Below are 17,972 nucleotides of genomic sequence, written 5' to 3' on the forward strand. Positions count from 1 at the left end.
CGACCTTGAACTTCGGTCCGCTGAGCATTGATTTGCTGCGCCGCGAAGTGCTGGTGAACGAGCAGGTGGTCGCCCTGACCGGCATTGAGTTCAAACTGCTGCTGGAGTTGAGCCGTACGCCCGGCCTGGCGGTGTCGCGTGAGCAGTTGAGTGAAGCGGTGCAGGCGGGCAGCTATCGCCCGCAAGACCGGACGGTGGATGTGCAGGTCGGGCGCTTGCGCCGTCGCCTCGCTCTTGCCATGTCGGGTGGCGAATGGATTGAAACCGTGCGTGGTGAGGGTTATGCCTTTGTCCCAAGAGGCGCGCCACCGTCGCAGGGTTCAGGTGCGGATGATCCCCAAGCGCTTTGATTCGCTGTTCCTGCGCTTGGTGCTGGCCCAGGTGCTGCTGCTGGCCGGCTTTGTGCTGGTCTTCGGTGGCTTGCTGGTGGTGGAGCGCAATCAATTGCTGGCACCGCATCTGGCGGCCTCTTTGGCGCCGCAGATCGTTCAGTCTTTTCGCAGCAGCAGCCCCATCGTTTTGCCTGCTTATGGGCTGATCTCAGACCTGCGGCTTGAAGCGGGTCCGCCCGAGGGGCTCAAGCTGCAAGTGAGTGATTTGCCGGCGCCCAGTCATTTCATCCTCGAGTCAGTGCGGCATGGTCTGGATGCGGATCAGGTCTGGATCAGTTACGACCAGGGTCAGATCCGGCTGTGGGTGCATGCGCGCTTGGCGGGCGACACCTCGTCATTTTGGACGAGTGGTGCTGCAACTGCTGCCTTGCCGCGCTGGGCACCGAGGATGACGGTGGGTCTTGTCCTGATGCTGCTGGTGATAGCCTGGATCAGCCGCAGCTTCGCTCGCAATTTGACCGGCCCTTTGGCGCAGTTGCGCGCGCGCATGCAAGCCCATGCAGAGAGCGGCCATCAGCAGGGCGATTTTCTGCTCAGCCCTCAAGCCAGCAAGGCGCCGCCGGAGTTGACGGCCATCGCGGCGGCCTATCAATCCTTGGCCGAGCGTTTGCAACGCAATGAGCGCGAGCGTGCCTTGTTGCTGGCGGGCGTGTCGCATGATTTGCGCAGCCCCTTGAGCCGAATTCGACTCGCGGCCGAGATGCTGCCCGAGTCCACCGACAACGCCGACGGCGTGGCCAGCATCACGCGCAATGTCGACCATGCCGACCGGCTCACCGCCAGCTTCTTGGAGTTCGTGCGAACCAGTGCGGTCGAGTTGAGCGAGGAGGTGGACCTGGTCGCCGCGGCGAAGCGGGCGGTGGCTGGATTTGATCGCCCAGCGACGGAGCTGGCCTTGCGTGCGCCTGAGGCGCTGCTGCTGAGCAAAGCCCACGGCTTGTTGATCGAGCGCTTGATCGCTAACTTGATCGACAACGCGATCAAACATGGGGGCGTGCCGGTGGGGGTCGAGATCGCCATGGCTACCGAAAACTGCGCCCTCTTGATCGTTTCGGATGCCGGGCCGGGCCTGCCGCCCGGCGGCGATGGCCGCTTGCTCGAGGCTTTCGCCCGTGGTGATGCCAGCCGCAACCTGCCGGGTTTCGGTCTGGGCTTGGCCATCGTGCAGCAGACCGTGCTTCGTTTGGGCGGTGAGCTGTCGTTTGCCCAGGTTGGGCGGCGTCATCAGGTCAGGGCGCGTCTGCCGCTGCGACGTTGAGCCGTTGCGGGTCGGCGCGGGCTAATCCAACGACCTTTGCCCCCGACTCAGGGGGGTAAGCCGGGACCGGCTTCCCTGATTCACGGAACTGTCATCGGGGCGCTTTAGCCTGCCGTCAGGTAGGTCCATTGCCAGATATCCCGCATGAGTCTCCCGACTCCCCCGAATCCATCCCCTAGGAAATCCTGATGAAGTTCTCCAAGATCGCGACCCTGGTAGCCGCCGCTACTGCCCTGATGGCGTCCACCGTTCACGCGGCCAGTGCCCTTGATGGCGCCAAACTCGCCTGGTCCAACAAGCACACCGGCCTGAGCGGTTTCACTTCGGAAGTGGTGAGCTTCGACAGCCTGACCAAGACCCTGTGGGTGGCGGGCGTTTCGGGTGTTCAAGTGTTGGATGCCAAGACCGGGGACGCCTTGCAGTTCATCAACACCAGCGGCTTTGGGTCCATCAACAGCATCGCTATTCACAACGGCGTGGCCGCATTCGCGATCGAAGCGTCCGGGGACCGCCGCAATGACGGCGTCATCAAGCTCTACGACACCGGCACCCGTGGTTTGCTGGCCGGCACCAACAGCATTGCCGTCGGCGCGCTGCCCGATATGCTGACCTTCACCCCGAACGGCAGCAAGCTGCTGGTGGCCAATGAAGGCACGCCGAACGCGGTGTCCGCCACTGACAAAACGCCTTACGCCGGCACGGACCCCAAGGGCAGCGTCAGCATCATCGACATGGGCACGCGCTCGGTCGCGGCGACCGTGCAATTCGACAACGTGGCGCCTACCGCCAGCAACCGCGTGTGGGCCGGGCAGTCGCTGGTGCGTCAACCGGGCATGGACATCGAGCCCGAGTACATCGCCGTGAGCCGCGACGGCAGCAAGGCTTTCGTCACGCTGCAAGAGCACAACGCCGTGGCGACCATCGATCTGGCCACCCACAAGACGGTCAGCGTGGTGGGTCTGGGCGCCAAGGATTTCAACAAGGTTGGCAATGAAATCGATGTGCGCGACAACAGCACGGTGAGCTTTCAGAACGTCGCCGTGCGCGGCCTGTACATGCCTGACGGCATCGCCAGCTTTGACCGCAAGGGCAAGACTTACTACGTGATCGCCAACGAGGGCGATTTCCGCGAAGACGATGTCGATCGCAAGGCAGCGGGGGGATCGGGTCTCGAAAGCCGTCTGCGCATTTCGGGCGTCGATACCGACGCCTTGTATGCCGCAGGCGCCCGCTCCATCTCGATTCGCGACGCTGACGGCAATGAAGTCTGGGACAGCGGCGCGTCCTTGGACAAGGCAGCGCATGCGGCTGGCCTTTACGACGACGGCCGCAGCCGCGACAAGGGTGTGGAACCCGAAGACGTGAAGGTGATGGAGATCGGTGACCGGCTCTACGCCTTTGTCGGTTTGGAGCGCACCACCACCGGCGCCATTGGTGTGTTCGACATCAGCGATCCGGTCAACGCCAGCTTTGTCACGCTGCTGAAGAACCCGAGTGGCTTCAACCGCCCTGAAGGGCTGACGACCTTTGAGATGGACGGCTTCCACTACTTGGCCGTGGCCAGCGAAGGCAGCGGCGGCAGCAGCAGTGACTTCGGCACCACCGTGTTCCAACTGGCCCCCGTGCCCGAACCCGGCACCTGGGCCCTGATGGGCTTGGGTCTGGCCGCCCTGGCAGGGGTGGCACGCCGCCAGCGTCGCGCTTGAAGCAAGGCTCTGCTCAGACCTGCTGTGAGGCGGGTCTGACTGGAAGAAGCAAGAAAGCCGCCCAAGGGCGGCTTTTTCAATGGTGCAAGCTGGCCGGGCGCAGCCCTAAGCGCTGCATGCTCGGTCCCAGCCGTCCGGTTTGTTGAACCCCGGAGGCCACCAGGGTAGCTGGGCATGTGCACTTGCCAGCGTGGCGCTTGCGCGTTACCGTTGACCACGATCTGCAGCAGCCGGAGTCTTGCGATGGGCCACCACCTGATTCGCCGCATATCCCACCTTCTTCCAGCTCTGCTGGCCTTGGGCTTGGCTGCCAGTGTGCAAGCGCAGGCGCAGGCCCAGTCGGCATGCAAGACCCTGGTGGCCTCCGGCAATCCGCAGTATCCGCCCTATCTTTGGCGAGACCCGGACAACGAAACGCGACTGGTGGGCGCCATTGCGGAGCTCGCGGAGTGGCTGGGCAACGAGATCGGCGTGCCCATCGATCTTCGCTATGTGGGCAACTGGGCCCGGGTTCAGGAAGAAACCCGTGCCGGACGCGTCGACATGATCACCGGCGCTTTCTTTACCCTGCCGCGCACGGAGTACATGGACTACGCCCATCTGTCCTTTCGCGAAACCCGCTCGGTGGTTATTCAGCGTGAAGGCGCGACTTTTCCCTTCCAGCGCTGGGAAGACCTGATCCCGCGCAAGGGCCTCACCGTGATCAACAACAGCTTTGGTCAGGCCTTCGACCGCTTTGCCAACGAATCGCTCAGCCTGAGCAAGGTCAGTAGCCTGGACAAGGCCCTGCAGATGCTGGAGCGAGGGCGGGCGGACTATCTGGTGTACGAAGACAGCCCGGCCGAGGCCTTCATCGCCCGCATGGGCCTGCGCGGCCTGCGCCTCATGCCCACGCCCATCGCACAGGAGCAGCTCTTTGTGACCCTCTCGCATCGCTCGGCCTGCAACACACCGGAGCTGCGTGGTGCCATCACGCGGGCCATGTTCAAGCTGCGCCAGAACAAGCTGATGCTCGGCTTTGTCGAGCAAGGGGTACAACTCTGGCGGGAGCAGGAGCGCAAGAGTCCCTGACCCACGCCTGCATCGCGGCGATCAGAACCAAGGGCGCAGTCCTTCGACATACGCCGCCGGCAGCAGATGCCCCCCCGGAAAGCGCAGGTGTTGCTTGTCGGCTGTGGGCAATGCTTCAAACAGGGCCTGGTTCTGCGCGGCGCTGGCGTATTCGTCATCGTCGGCGCTGAGCAACCAGACCCGTTTGCCGGCCAGCCCGGACACCGCATTGCGAGGGGCTGCCACCGCTACCTTGTTGTCCAGGTGCGGTGGCACGATGGCCAGTACGGACTGGATCCGAGCGTCCAGGCTGCCCAGCAGCAGGGCCATCTGGGCGCCCATGCTGTAGCCTGCGACGCGGATGCGGCTGGCGTCCAGTTGGGGTTGTGTCTGTACCCAGTCCAACAGCAGGCGGTAGTCGCGCACCGTGTCCACAATCATTCGCTCGTAGGGCTCGCGTTTGCCCCACAAGTGAAGTTCGTCCATCAGGTCCAGCACGGTGTGATTCGGGTCTTTGCGATGGCCATGGCGGCGCGCATCCAGCGCCAGCACCGCGTAGCCCTGCTGCAGCGCCAGTGCGGTGATGCGGTGGGTTTGTTCGACCGTAGGCTGGCCCTTGTTCGCCTCCTGCCACCAGCGAACATTGCCGCGGCCCAGGGCATGCAGGCCGATCAGCAGCGGGAAGGGTTTGGCAGCCAGGGCTGGATCGCTGGGGTAGACGAGGCGCCCCTGCACCTCGCTGCCGTCGAAGCTGGTGAAGCGCAAGGCCTGGGCGTGTTGCGGCTGCTCTTGCAACTGCACTTGCAGGCCAGTGGCGGGCGGGCTGTAGGCATAGCGCGCCTGCAATTCCTCCGCCTTGATGTCGTAGGGCTTGAGGCCGAATAGGCCCCACCAGAGCGCACCCGCCAGGGCGGCGATGCCGATCAGACTTGCCATGATGCGGCGTACTTTCTTTAGAGTCATCGTTGTGTGACCGTAGGCCGAAAGGGACAACGGTGCTGCCAGCTTAGGCCGAGCGGTGTCAAGACGATGTGAAGTTGGTGGCGATGCAACTCTGACCCTCTGCACCGCCCAAGTGCAATCTGCAAGGTGCAGGTATGGCTGACCTGAGAACGTTTAGAACGACATCCACAGCCCTGCCACAAACCGACTCATCACGCGCCAGCGCTGCGCTTGATCGGCGACAAAGGCCATGGCGGCCGCGCGTTCTTGCGCGCCGTAGATGCGCCCGTCCGCGACCACGGCCTCGATCTGCCGGGTGTTGCGGATGTCGGCCAGCGGATTGGCTTGGAGCAGCAGCAGGTCGGCGAGCTTGCCGACCTCAACCGTGCCGAGTTGGCTGCCCACCCCAAAGGCCTGGGCAGGGCGCCAGGTGGCTGCGGCCAGGGCCTGAGCGGGTGTCAGCCCGGCGGCCACCAGATGCTGCAACTCGGTGTGCAGGCTGAAGCCGTGCAGCACATCGGCGTCGAGGGCATCGGTACCGGCCAGCACAACAACGCCGGCTGCATGGGCTTGCTGCGTGAGCTTCAGCGCGGCGAGGTGGACCTGAGTCAGCATTGCTTGCTCCTGCGGCGACGCCTTGCCCGCCAGTCGCATCAAGGCCCACAGCCAGCGCTGGGGCTCGGGCACATAACGATCAGCCAGTGCGGCGACTTCCGGGTCGCCGCCTTGGGCCAGGCGGGCGTCTTGACCTGTGGACGCGATATGGGTGGGCACGTACAGGCTGCCCTGCTCGGCGAGCCGGGCCAAGACCGCCTCGCAGCGCTGAGGGTTCAGGCCGGCCAGCAGTGCCGCCTTGCTGCGATTGCGTCCGTCGAAGTGGGGCCTGTCATCGGCGCATTGCGGCAGCAGGCTCCAGTCGTGCTCGATGCTGCTGATGGCTTGATGAGGCAGCTGCAGCAGGTCCAGGGCGTGGGGCAGGTGGCCCGCCACGGGCAGGCCTTGGGCCTGCGCAACAGCCAAGACCCGGGCAAAGTCGGCGGTGGAGGTCTGCCCATCCAACTGCAGCTTCAAGAAGGGCTCGCCCGCGAGCTTCAAGGCGGCAATGCGCGTCTGCAATGCGCCCGGCTCCAGTGGAATTTCTTCCAGATGAAAGCTGCTGGACTGCAGCAGGCGCGGCCCCACCATGTGCCCGCCCTCGATACGTTCGCGCCATTGGGGAATCGGCGAGCGACAGCCTGGGTCGCTGGACCAGCTGCAGGTGTTGCCCATATCGCGCACGCTGGTGACCCCCTGGGCCAGCAGCAAGGGCAAGTGAAGCTGTGGCGACAGCCTCAGCGTGTGGATGTGGGCGTCCCACAGCCCGGCCATCAGGTACTTGCCGGTGGCGTCGATCACGGTCGCGTCGGCGGGCAGCGGGTGGCTGCCCTCGGCGCCTAGGGATGCGATCCTGCCATTGACGATCACGACCCATTGCTTCGGGATGATGTGGCCTGCTTCATCACGCAGGTCAACGATGCTGACATTGGTGAACACCAGGGCCGAGGGCTTGGCGGGGGCTGGCAAGTCCTCGGGTTCAAACTGTGCCAGCAGCTGAAGCGCCAAGCCCAGCAAGAGCAGGGTGAATGCTGCGGCCACCAAAGCTCTGCGAGTCCAGCGCAGCGTTGTTGACCTGTTGCTCATGGGCGGGCCGGGTCGATCGGCGAAATCGCGCGGATGGACGCCCTGTTCAAGGGGCAGACCTGAGGCTGACACAGGTGCAGTCCCCGTCATGGCTGAGTTGCAACTGCAGGCCGTGGCGCTCGGCGAGGCGGCGCACGATGGACAGACCCAGGCCCAGGCCGGCGCTGGCCTCGCCTTTGACGCCTAGCTGCTGCCCGGCGCCGTCAGCCTGTAACAAGGCCAGGGGCGGTCGAGGGCTGGGGTTGCACAGCCGCAGTTCTTCGGCGCTGGCGCTGATGTTGATCCTGCCGCCTTGACCATGGGCCAAGGCGTTGCCGAGCAAGTTGCTCAGCAGCAGCTGAGTCAGGGCCGGCGGCCAGTCCCGGCTCAGGCTGGGCGAGACCTCCAGTGTCAGGGTGATCTGCTGCTGGTCTAGCAGGGGGGCGAATGCCAACACGGCCTGCTCGACTTGTGGCAGCAGCGGGCGCTGCGTGGCTGCCTGCAACAGGGGCTGGCTTGGCGCTTGCCGCGCCAAGGCCAGCAGCAGTTCAACCGTCTGCTGCAGCTGCCAAATTGCCGCGCGCATGCTGGCAAGCTCGGGCAGGCCCGCTGTGCGGGGCTGCGAGTGCAGGCGTTCGCAGCTCAAGCTCAGGACAGCCAAAGGCGTGCGCAACTCGTGACTGGCATCGCGGGTGAAGGACTGCTCGCGCTCGATGAAGGCTGCCACCCGCTGGTTCATGTCGTCCAGATAACGGGCCAATTGACCGACTTCATCCTGGCCGTAGTGTGGCGCCAAATCGGTGGGCAGCTGCTCCGGCCGGCTCTGCGCGACCGCCCGTGCCAGCCGGGCCAGCGGGGCGCTGGTGCGGCGCGCCATCCACCAGGCCAGGCCCAGCGCCAGCAAGGTCAGACCGCCGCCCCACAGGCCCAGCCAACGCAACAGCTTTTGACGCATGGGCCTCACGACCAACTGGCCGCTGACCTCGGCCACCAGCAGGCTGCCGTCGGCGTCTAGGCTGAGCAGATGGTAGTGGCGGCCCTCCAGGCCGGCCAGCTCGCGCGAGTTCGGTTCCTGTTGGCGCGCCTGGGCCAAGTCTTCGGGGAGCGCCTGGCCAGGCCGGTAGAGGCGAATGAAGTCTTGCGCGGGCTGCAGCAGTTCGCCGCCTTCGGCTGCGCGGGCAGCGGCTTGCCGCTGCGCTTCCTGGCGCAAGGCACTGTTGAAAAACTCGTCCTCCACCGTATAGACAAAGGCCATGGCGAAGAGCCCGAACACGGCGCTGACCAGCAGGGTGAAGCCGGCAAAGGCCAGCATCATGCGCTGCTGAAGACGCGGACGGTAGCTGGTGTTCATTGGGGAACATCCAGGCGCAGGCCGACGCTGTGCACCGTCTTGACCAGGCTTTGCGCGGACCCCAGGCCCTGGCGCAAGGTGTAGAGGTGGCTGCGCAGCGCGTCTGACTCGGGCGGCTCATCGGCCCAGAGCGTCTGTTGCAGCTCGCTGCGGCTGACGGTGCGGGGCCAGGCTTCGGCCAGGGCCAGCAGCAGGCGATAGGCCTGGGGCGGCAGGGCGGGCAAGACCTGACCCTCGATGCACAGCTGGCCGTTGCGCCGGTCGATTCGCAGCGGCCCGCGCTCCAGCACCGGGCTGCGGCCTAACTCTCCGCGCCTGGACAGGGCCTGGCAGCGCCACAGCAGTTCTTCACCGACAAAAGGCTTGAGCAGGTAGTCGTCGGCCCCGGCGCCGAAGCCCTGGCGCTTGTCGTCCAGCGCATCGCGGGCGGTCAGCATCAGCACGGGGATGTGGCGGTCTGCCTGCTCGCGCAGGCGTCGGCACAGGTCAATACCGTCCAGCCCCGGCAGGCCCAGGTCCAGCAGCAACACGTCCGGCGGCTGCTCCAGCGCCAGCTGCAGCCCCAAGCGGCCGTCGCTCGCTTCCTCGACCCGCCAGCCCGCGCCCTGCAACAGGGCCACGATCTGGGCGCGCAGCGGCGCGTGATCTTCGACCACGAGGATGCGCAGGGGCAGGCTGGAGCTCGTCATGGGAGTGCGCCGTTCGATCAGGGCTTGGGGTGGCTGACGGTGGCCAGCGACTGTTTCGCTTCCTGGATGCTCAGGGACAGGCGTTCATGCTTGAAATGAGGCTCGGCCAGACGCATCAGCGAGAGTGCTTGGCGCCGCGTCGCATCATCGCTGGCGCTCTTGAACTGGTAGACGCCCAGCATGGCGACCAGGTCCATTTTGTAGGCCTTGGCATTTGCCGCCAACTGCGCTTGCACGTCGGCTTGCTCGCCATCCAGCCAGCGCTGGGCCAGGCTCATGGTGGCTTCGTCGCGGAAGGGTTGGCGTGCTTGTGGCTCCTGACCCAAGGCACGCAGCACGGCCTCGGTCATGGCCGTGGTGGAAAAGGGGTTCTGGCCGGTGATCAGGCGACCGTCCACCACCACTTTGGGCATCATCAGCGAGGCCTCTTCCCAACGAGCGCCCTGGGCCTTGAGCTTGTCTTCCAGCAGCCAGGGGAATTGGGCGGCCCATTTCTTGCCGAAAGCGGCTTCCTCCTCATTGCTGAAGCCGGTGAGTCGGCGGCCGGCAACCAGGGGCTGGCCGTCGGCGCGCTTCACCTCGGCCAGGGCCGCCGGGCCGTGGCAGACGGCGGCAATCACGCCACCTTGGGCGTCGATGTCACGCAGCAGCGCCTGCAGGCCAGGGTCCTTGGGCAGGTCGAACATGGCACCCTTGCCGCCCATGACCATCACCGCACGGAAGTCGCTGGCTTTCAGGTCGGCCGTGGCGCGCGTTTGGCGCAGGGCGGCCTGGGCCTGGGGGTCAGCCGCCAAGCGGGCGTTGTAGTCATCGGCCGGGTCATAACGGTCGGCCTCCACGGCGCCACCCTTCGGACTCGCGACCTCGACATTGAGGCCGTTGGCACGCAAGAGCAGCCAGGTTTGAGCGAACTCGTCCATCTCGAAGCCGGGACGGGTCTTGCCCTGGTCCCGGCCTTCGCCGCTGACGACGATCAACACCTTGGGCGGCGCGCTGGGTGCGACCGTTGTTGCCCAGGAAGGCATGAAGCTGGTGGCGGCCAGCAGGGTGGTGACGAGGCTGAGTTTGAGCAGTGGTTTCATGGCGGGGTTCCAGACTGTGTTGAGGGTACGACGCAGTCTAAAAATCCCCTTGTGAAGCAAACGTCAAGCCATGCCCTGATGCCGCAGCAAGGCATCGATCTGCGGTTCGCGGCCACGGAAGGCCTTGAAGCTCTCAATCGCCGGGCGTGAGCCGCCCACTTCCAGCACGTTTTGCAGATAACGCTGGCCGGTGGCGGCATTGAAGACGCCTTCCACTTCGAAGGCACTCCAGGCATCGGCGCTGAGCAGCTCGGCCCATTTGTAGCTGTAGTAGCCGGCCGAGTAGCCGCCCGCGAAGATGTGCGAGAAGCTGTGCTGGCTGCGGTTGAAGGCCGGGGCGGGGATCACCGCCACCTCCGCACGCACCTCATCCAGCAGTGCTTGCACCGCGGCTTCCGAGCCGGGTTCGGCATGCAAGCGCATATCGAACAAAGCAAACTCGATCTGACGCAGGGTCTGCAGGCCGCTTTGGAAGTTCTTGGCGGCGGTCATCTTGTCGAACAGCTCGCGGGGTAGCGATTCGCCGCTGTCCACATGGGCGGTGAGTTGTTGCAGCACCTCCCATTCCCAGCAGAAGTTCTCCATGAACTGACTGGGCAGCTCAACCGCATCCCATTCCACGCCGGAGATGCCCGAAACGCCCAACTCGTCCACCTGGGTCAGCAGATGGTGCAGGCCGTGGCCGAACTCATGGAAGAGCGTGGTCACGTCGTCATGGCTCAGCAGCGCGGGCTTGTCGCCAACGGGTGAAGAGAAGTTGCAAACCAACTGCGCCACCGGCGTCTGCTGCCTACCTTCGGGTCGGGCCCAGCGGCTGCGCACCTCGTCCATCCAGGCGCCGGGGCGCTTGCCGGGGCGGGCGTAGAGGTCCAGATAAAACTGGCCGACCAAGGTGCCTTGTCGTTCCAAACGGTAGAACTTGACGGACTCGTGCCAGACCTCGGCGCTTTGCTCGCTGATCTTGACGTTGAAGAGGCGCTCGATGATGTCGAACAAACCAGCCAGCACGCGCGGCACGGTGAAGTACTGGCGCACAGCCTGGTCGCTGAAGGCGTAGCGGGTTTCCTTGAGCTTTTCAGACACGTAGGCGTTGTCCCAGACCTGCAGATCGCTCAGGCCCAACTCCTTGGCGGCGAACTCGCGCAGCTCGGCCAGGTCTTTCTCGGCGAAGGGGCGGGCGCGGCGGTTCAGGTCTCGCAAGAATTCCAACACCTGGGCCGGCGAGTCGGCCATCTTGGGCACCAGCGAAGCCTCGGCGTAATTGGCAAAGCCCAGGATGGCGGCTTCTTCTTGGCGCAGCTTCAAGAGCTCTTCGATGATGGCCGTGTTGTCCTGCTCGGGCTTGCCGGCCAAGTCGCTGGCGCGGGTCACATAGCCGGTGTAGAGCCGCTCGCGCAGGGCGCGGTCTTCGGCGTACTGCATCACTGGCAAGTAGCTGGGGAAGTGCAGGGTGAGCTTGTAGCCTTCGTCCTTGCCATCGGCCTGGGCGGCGCTGCGGGCGGCTTGCTTGGCGTCGTCCGGCACGCCGCGCATCTCGGCTTCGCTGGCGTAGTAGGCGAAGCCATCGGTGGCGTCCAAGACATGCTCAGAGAACTGCTGGCCCAGCTCGGCGGCGCGTTCCTGGATGGCGGCAAAGCGTTCCTTGGCCTCGCCCTGCAACTCGGCACCCGAGAGCACAAAGTCGCGCAGCCAGTTCTTCAAGGCTTGTTGGCGCGCCGGGCTCAGGCTGGCGGCACTCGGTGCCGAGGCAATCGCCTTGTACTTGGCGTAGAGCTTCTCGTCGGCGCCCAAGGCGGTGAAGAACTCGGTGACCGGCGGCAGCATGGCGTTGTAAGCCTCGCGCAGCTCGGGCGTGTTGGCGACGGCATTCAGGTGGCCGACAGAGCCCCAGGCGGCGCCGAAGCGTTCGGTGGCCACGCCCAGGGTGGCGGACAGACGGTCATAGTCGGCCGGTGTGGCCGGGTCGGTGGCCTCAGCCAAAGCGGCACGAGACTCTTCCAGCAAGGCCTCAATGGCCGGCTGAATATGCTCGGGGCGAATTTGTGCGAAGGCCGGCAGGGCGGCGGTGCTGAGCAAGGGGTTCATAGTGCTTCTCCAGACCGCTCGGGCGCGGCCTCTTGAGGGAAGAAAGGCGCGCAGCGCCTTCTGGGGTTTAGAGGCTGGCAGCCGCGCGCTCGGCCGACTCGATGGTGTTGACCAGCAGCATGGTGATGGTCATGGGGCCGACGCCACCGGGCACGGGAGTGATCCAGCCGGCGACGTTTTTCACGCCGTCGAAGTCCACATCGCCGCAGAGCTTGCCTTCCTCATTGCGGTTGATGCCCACATCGATGACCACGGCGCCGGGCTTGACCATCTCGGCGGTCAAGACATTGCGGCGACCCACGGCGGCCACCACCACATCGGCTTGACGGGTGTGATAGCCGATGTCCGGCGTGCCGCTATGGCAAATCGTGACGGTGGCATTGGCCTGCAGCAGCAGCAAGGCCATGGGTTTGCCCACGGTGTTGGAGCGACCGATCACCACCGCGTGTTTGCCGCGCAAGTCATAGCCGGTGCTTTCGATCAGCTTCATGCAGCCATAAGGGGTGCAGGGGCGAAAGCCGGGCAACTGGGTCATCAACTCACCGGCGCTCAGTGTCGAGTAGCCATCCACATCCTTGGCGGTGGCAATCGCTTCGATGACCTTGTGCGGATCGATGTGCTTGGGCAGCGGCATTTGAACCAAGATGCCGTGGATGCTCGGGTCTTTGTTCAAGGCGTCGATGCGGGCCAGCAGTTCGGCCTCGCTCATGGTGGCCTCGTACTTCTCCAGCACCGAGTGCAGGCCGGCGTCGCCGCAAGCCTTGACCTTGTTGCGCACATACACATGGCTGGCTGGGTCTTCGCCCACCAAGATGACGGCCAGGCCGGGCTTCATGCCTTTGGCGGTGAGGGCGGCGGCGCGCTGGGCCACTTCGGCGCGCAGTTGTTGAGACAGGGCGACGCCGTCGATAAGTTTTGCTGTCATGGGAATGCTCTAGGTCAGGCTGGGATTGAATTCTAGAAAAGCAAAAGGCCGCTGAACGCTCAGCGGCCTTTCAGGCTTCGAAAAATACGGGCTTTGAAAAAAACAGGGCCTCGCAGTTCAAGCCTTGGCGGGAGCCGCAGAAGCGCCGAGGGCGATCTTCAACAGGTCGGCCACGGTGTTGGCATTGAGCTTTTCCATGATGTTGGCGCGGTGCGCTTCCACCGTCTTGATGCTGATGCCCAGGTCGTCGGCGATCTGCTTGTTCAAGCGGCCGGCGACGATGCGCTCCAGCACTTGCGACTCGCGGGTGGTCAGGCGCTGCAGCAGCGCGTCGCGGCTGGCGGCTTCTTGGTGGGTGGAGAAGGCATTGCGGGCTTGGTCCAGCATGCGCTCGACCAGGGACACCAATTCGTCTTCCTTGAAGGGCTTTTCGATGAAGTCCATCGCGCCCTTTTTCATCGTGTTCACCGCCATCGGCACGTCGCCGTGACCGGTGATGAAGACCACGGGCAGCGGGCTCTTGCGTTCCAGCAGACGGTCTTGCAACTCCAGGCCGCTCATGCCTTCCATGCGGATGTCGGCAATCAGGCAGGCGACTTCACGGGGGTCGTAACGGCTCAGGAAAGATTCCGCGGAATCAAAGCACTTGACCCGGTAGTCCTTGCCTTCCAGCAGCCATTGCAAGGAATCACGCACGGCCTCGTCATCATCGACAACGTAGACATTACCCTTCTTCGGAATCAGACTCATGGTGTCGCAGTTTGGTTTACAGCAGGCCCGGAGGCCGTATTGTTTTGGATTGTCAGACCGGGCGTTTCGGTTCGGGAGATATCTACCGGGATGCTGAAGGCGAACCTGCATCCCACAATAGCCTCACCATTGTATAAGTTCTCCGCACGGATCCGGCCCTGGTGGGACTCCACAATAGACCGGCATAACCCTAGGCCGATGCCCATGCCGTCGGCCTTGGTGGAGAAGAAAGCTTCGTACATCCGCGCGATCACTTCTTCCGGCATGCCAGGGCCCATATCGGTGACCGAAAAGTCGATGTGGCCGCCCAATTCCGGCGTGTGCTTGGGCACCACGCGCAGCTCGATATGGCGGCGCGAGGCCGGCAGGCCGGCGTTGTCGATGGCCTCAGCCGCGTTCTTCAGCAGATTCATCAAGACCTGTTCGATCAGGATGGGGTCCACCATCAGCTGCGGCAGGCGCTGCGCCACATAGGTGTGAATAGCTACATTGCGGCGGCGCAACTCGATGCCGGCCAGCTCGACCGCGTCTTCGACGATCTCGCTGGCCTGCGCGGCTTCGCGTTTCGGTTCGTTGCGTTTCACGAAGTTGCGGATGCGGTGAATGATCTGACCGGCGCGCTGCGCTTGCTTGGCGGTCTTCTCCAGCGCGGCCAGCAGATCGTCTTTTTGGATGGCGTCATTGCGCACCCGGGAGACCATGCCGTTGCAGTAATTGGTAATCGCGGTGAGCGGCTGGTTCAGCTCGTGCGCCACGCTGGAGGCCATCTCGCCCATGGTCATCAAGCGGCTGGTCATTTGCGCTCGCTCGGCTTGCAAGGCAGCTTGCGCCTCGGCGTGGCGGCGGGTGGTGATGTCGGTGGCGATCAGCATTTGCGCCAGGCGGCCATCGGTCCATTGCAGATAGCGGGCGCGCACGTCGAACCACATCTCCAGCGATTCGACATAGACCTCGCGCGGGTCGGAGCCGGTTTCGGTCAGTGCCTGGGCCGGCAGGCCGGAGTAGTCGTCCACCTCTTCGTCCGGCTCGATTTCGGCGCTGCGCGCCAGCTGGCTGCCTGAGAGCAGCGCGTGTCCGGCCGGATCGGCGCCAAACCAGAGCCGGTAGCTGCGGTTGGCGAACAGCAGCTCGCCTTGCTGCACCGAGAGCACCGACACCGCGGCATCCAAGCCCTCCAGCACGGTGGTGAAGCGCTCATGCGAGGCCGAGAGTTGATCGCGCACCCGCTTGGCCTCGGTGATATTGGTCATCGAGGTCATCCAGCCGGTTTGCTTGCCCTTGGTGTCGACCAGCGGTGAGATGTAGACGCGGCCATCAAAGGTGGTGCCGTCCTTGCGCAAGATCTTCACCTCGACGCCGCCGGCGGGGCTGCGTCCCTGCAGCTCTTGCTGCAGCAGGCGGGCGTTCTCTTCGATACGGTCCGGCGGCCAGAAGGGGAAGGGCGGCTTGCGGCCGATCAACTCGGCCTCGGAGAAGCCGGTCATGGCGCAAAACGCCGGGTTGACGTAGGAGATGCGCGACTCCATGTCCATGGCGCGCATGCCGGTCAGCATGGAGTTCTCCATCGCGCGGCGGAAGTTGGTTTCCGAGGTCAGCGCGTTTTGGATCTGCAGACGCCGGCGCATGTGCTTCCAGGTGCCCAGCAGCATCCAGACCGTCAGGGTGGACAGCGACACCACCATCCAGAACAAGGTGTTGCTGATCAGGCCGATGGAGGTGCGGTAGCCTTCGCCGCGCAGCACCAGTCCGTTCATGGCCGGGGCGACCGGGACCTCGTAGAAGATCGAAGCGCGCCGGGATTTGCGGCCCGGCATCGGGGTGACGGTGCTGGCGACAATCTGCTCATTGGCGTTCAAAATCGCCACCACATGGCGCGCGGTGACCTCCGAGCGCACGTAGTAGCGCAGCAGCGCCTCGACCGAATACTCCGCGATTAAGACGCCGGAAAAACCGGTGCGATCAATCAAGGGCACTTGAACCTGGAAGACGGTGGTCGAGTTGTAGTCGTTGAAGGCGGCTGAGTAGCTGGGCTGGCGGCGTTCTTTGGCGGCCAAAAAGGCCAGCTCTGGCGGGCTCGATTGATTGGCAATCGGCATCGAGGGATCCAAGCCATCGGTCTGCATCAAGACATCGTCTTGGAAACCGGCGCCGCTGATGCTGGCGCGGGTCTCGCGGCGGCTGCTGATCCAGCTAATGTGGGTGATCTCGGGCCGCTCGCGCGCGAAGCTCTTGGCTTGGGCGCTGAACTCATGGGTGTCCACCGCACGGGTGACGATCTCGCGGGCCAGTCGCACCAGTTGCTCTTGGTTTTCGATCAGGCGCAGCCGGATCTGCTGCTGAGCGATCTCGGTGTCGCGCTTGACCGCCTCGTCCTCGCGCTCGTTCTCCTCATTCCGCAAGTACCAAAAGGCCAAGATGATGGCGGTCAGGAACAAAAGGACGGAGATCAAAGGCCCCAGCGTGGCGAAGCGGTCTTGGCGAGCCGGGGACTGACGACGCCACCAACCCGTGGCCAGTCGGTGGGTAGGCAGGAGCAAGCGGCGCAAGGCGTTTTTGAGATCGAAGGCTTTCGGCATGTGTTGGATTATCCCGGTGCAGGCGGGCGCTCGATTGCTGGGGTTTACAAGTGAATATTTTGCATTGTGAAATGATCTCGCACGATTTGAGAGTGTGCAAAACTTGTGAGACACTCGCGCCACGCATTTCGACGTGAACCTCTAAACCATGGGGGCGGTGCTGCTCGCAAATTCTTGAGTGGCCTGCCTGATTCAACTCAGATGGAGACAAGCAAGATGTCCGCTCAGCCGCAGTCGTTTCTAGGCGCCGCCGCCAATGACACCGATTCATTGGAGACCAAGGAGTGGCTGGACGCGCTGTCCGCCGTCATCGGTGAAGAGGGCAGCGAGCGTGCGCATTTCTTGCTCAACCAACTGATCGATCATGCGCGTCAGGCCGGCATCGACGTGCCCTTCTCGGCCACCACGCCTTATGTGAACACCATCCCGGCCGACCAAGAGGCGCGCTGCACGGGCAATATCGAGATCGAAAAGCGTCTGCGCGCCTATATGCGCTGGAACGCCATGGCCATGGTGGTGCGCGCCAACCGCCTGAACCCCGCTGATGGTGGCGACCTGGGCGGCCACATCGGTTCCTTCGCCTCGCTGGCCTCGATGCTGGGCGCCGGCTTCAATCATTTCTGGCATGCCGAGAGCGAGAACCACGGCGGCGATTTGCTCTACATCCAAGGCCACAGCGCCCCCGGCATCTACGCGCGCGCCTTCCTGGAAGGCCGCCTGAGCGAACAGCAACTCGACAGCTTCCGCCAAGAAGTGGACGGCAAGGGCTTGTCCAGCTATCCGCACCCCAAGCTGATGCCCGAGTTCTGGCAATTCCCGACCGTGTCGATGGGCCTGGGCCCCTTGATGGCGATCTACCAGGCGCGCTTCCTGAAGTATCTGCATGCCCGCGGCATTGCCGATACCGCCAACCGCAAGGTCTGGGCCTTTATGGGCGACGGCGAGATGGACGAGCCGGAATCGCTCGGCGCCATCGGCCTGGCCGCACGCGAAGGCCTGAACAATCTGGTCTTCGTCATCAACTGCAATCTGCAGCGCCTGGACGGCCCGGTGCGTGGTAACGGCAAGATCATCCAGGAACTCGAAGGTGAGTTCCGCGGCAGCGGCTGGAAGGTCATCAAGCTGATCTGGGGCAAGGGCTGGGACGAACTGCTGGCGCGCGACAAGAGCGGCAAGTTGAAGCAGCTGATGATGGAAACCGTTGACGGCGACTACCAAGCCATGAAGGCCAATGACGGCGCCTATGTGCGCAAGCATTTCTTCGGCAAGTACCCCGAGACCGCCAAGCTGGTCGAGCACATGAGCGACGAAGAGATCTTTGATCTGCGTCGTGGCGGCCACCAGCCCGAGAAGGTCTTTGCGGCCTTCCATGCGGCACATAACAACGAATCCAATCAGCCCACCTTGCTGCTGGTCAAGACCGTCAAGGGCTATGGCATGGGCAAGGCCGGTGAAGGCAAGAACACCGTCCACCAGACCAAGAAGCTGACCGACGAAGACATCAAGT

The 17,972-nt window shown here is 64.1% G+C and carries 13 protein-coding genes and 1 pseudogene; 5 read left to right on the forward strand and 9 right to left on the reverse strand.

The window, feature by feature from the left end; translation table 11 throughout:
• The 4 genes from ACOVRJ_RS14220 to ACOVRJ_RS14235 all read left to right on the forward strand — a co-directional run.
• On the forward strand, positions 1-350 hold a 350-nt coding region (locus tag ACOVRJ_RS14220; protein WP_422044506.1), incomplete at its 5' end, for a winged helix-turn-helix domain-containing protein.
• Entirely contained in the window at positions 331-1,650 is a 1,320-nt protein-coding gene (locus ACOVRJ_RS14225; RefSeq protein WP_422044518.1) for an ATP-binding protein, read from the forward strand. The genes ACOVRJ_RS14220 and ACOVRJ_RS14225, both read left to right, overlap by 20 nt.
• A gap of 188 nt (positions 1,651-1,838) precedes the next feature.
• Entirely contained in the window at positions 1,839-3,356 is a 1,518-nt protein-coding gene (locus ACOVRJ_RS14230) for a choice-of-anchor I family protein (RefSeq protein ID WP_422044507.1), read from the forward strand.
• A 243-nt stretch (positions 3,357-3,599) separates the two neighbouring features.
• A complete protein-coding gene (locus tag ACOVRJ_RS14235; protein WP_422044508.1) occupies positions 3,600-4,427 on the forward strand; it encodes a substrate-binding periplasmic protein in 828 nt (275 codons plus the stop codon).
• Between the two features lie 21 nt (positions 4,428-4,448).
• Here ACOVRJ_RS14235 and ACOVRJ_RS14240 read toward each other — a convergent pair whose 3' ends face one another.
• The 9 genes from ACOVRJ_RS14240 to ACOVRJ_RS14280 form a co-directional block, all read right to left on the reverse strand.
• Positions 4,449-5,342, reverse strand: coding sequence for an alpha/beta hydrolase family protein (locus ACOVRJ_RS14240; protein ID WP_422044509.1), 894 nt, complete (start codon positions 5,340-5,342; stop codon positions 4,449-4,451).
• Positions 5,343-5,522: 180 nt separating this feature from the next.
• The gene (locus tag ACOVRJ_RS14245; RefSeq protein ID WP_422044510.1) at positions 5,523-7,028 is read right to left on the reverse strand and encodes an amidohydrolase family protein; all 1,506 of its coding nucleotides are present in this window, start codon (positions 7,026-7,028) and stop codon (positions 5,523-5,525) included.
• A gap of 46 nt (positions 7,029-7,074) precedes the next feature.
• Positions 7,075-8,358 carry a sensor histidine kinase gene (locus tag ACOVRJ_RS14250; RefSeq protein ID WP_422044511.1) on the reverse strand — a complete coding sequence of 428 codons (1,284 nt, stop codon included), beginning with the start codon at positions 8,356-8,358 and terminating at the stop codon, positions 7,075-7,077.
• The gene (locus ACOVRJ_RS14255) at positions 8,355-9,047 is read right to left on the reverse strand and encodes a response regulator transcription factor (protein ID WP_422044512.1); all 693 of its coding nucleotides are present in this window, start codon (positions 9,045-9,047) and stop codon (positions 8,355-8,357) included. The genes ACOVRJ_RS14250 and ACOVRJ_RS14255 overlap by 4 nt, the downstream gene beginning before the upstream one ends.
• A 17-nt stretch (positions 9,048-9,064) precedes the next feature.
• Positions 9,065-10,129: a type 1 glutamine amidotransferase domain-containing protein gene (locus ACOVRJ_RS14260; RefSeq protein WP_422044513.1), complete on the reverse strand. Its 1,065-nt coding sequence runs from the start codon at positions 10,127-10,129 to the stop codon at positions 9,065-9,067.
• Between the two features lie 63 nt (positions 10,130-10,192).
• Positions 10,193-12,214: a M3 family metallopeptidase gene (locus ACOVRJ_RS14265; protein ID WP_422044514.1), complete on the reverse strand. Its 2,022-nt coding sequence runs from the start codon at positions 12,212-12,214 to the stop codon at positions 10,193-10,195.
• 67 nt (positions 12,215-12,281) lie between these two features.
• Complete coding sequence (gene folD / locus ACOVRJ_RS14270; protein WP_339595281.1) at positions 12,282-13,139, reverse strand: bifunctional methylenetetrahydrofolate dehydrogenase/methenyltetrahydrofolate cyclohydrolase FolD; 858 nt, start codon at positions 13,137-13,139, stop codon at positions 12,282-12,284.
• 117 nt (positions 13,140-13,256) lie between these two features.
• On the reverse strand, positions 13,257-13,889 hold the full coding sequence (locus tag ACOVRJ_RS14275) for a response regulator transcription factor (protein ID WP_422044515.1): 633 nt from the start codon (positions 13,887-13,889) through the stop codon (positions 13,257-13,259).
• Positions 13,886-16,465, reverse strand: a complete 2,580-nt coding sequence (locus ACOVRJ_RS14280) for a PAS domain S-box protein (protein ID WP_422044516.1) — start codon at positions 16,463-16,465, stop codon at positions 13,886-13,888. Before ACOVRJ_RS14280 ends, ACOVRJ_RS14275 begins: the two co-directional genes overlap by 4 nt.
• A gap of 216 nt (positions 16,466-16,681) precedes the next feature.
• On the opposite strand from ACOVRJ_RS14280, the pseudogene aceE reads away from it, so the two are divergent.
• Positions 16,682-17,972 (forward strand): annotated as a pseudogene (gene aceE / locus ACOVRJ_RS14285) (pyruvate dehydrogenase (acetyl-transferring), homodimeric type); the annotation flags it as partial.

The sequence above is a fragment of the Roseateles sp. genome (assembly GCF_049240545.1).
Lineage (GTDB): Bacteria > Pseudomonadota > Gammaproteobacteria > Burkholderiales > Burkholderiaceae_C > Paucibacter_A.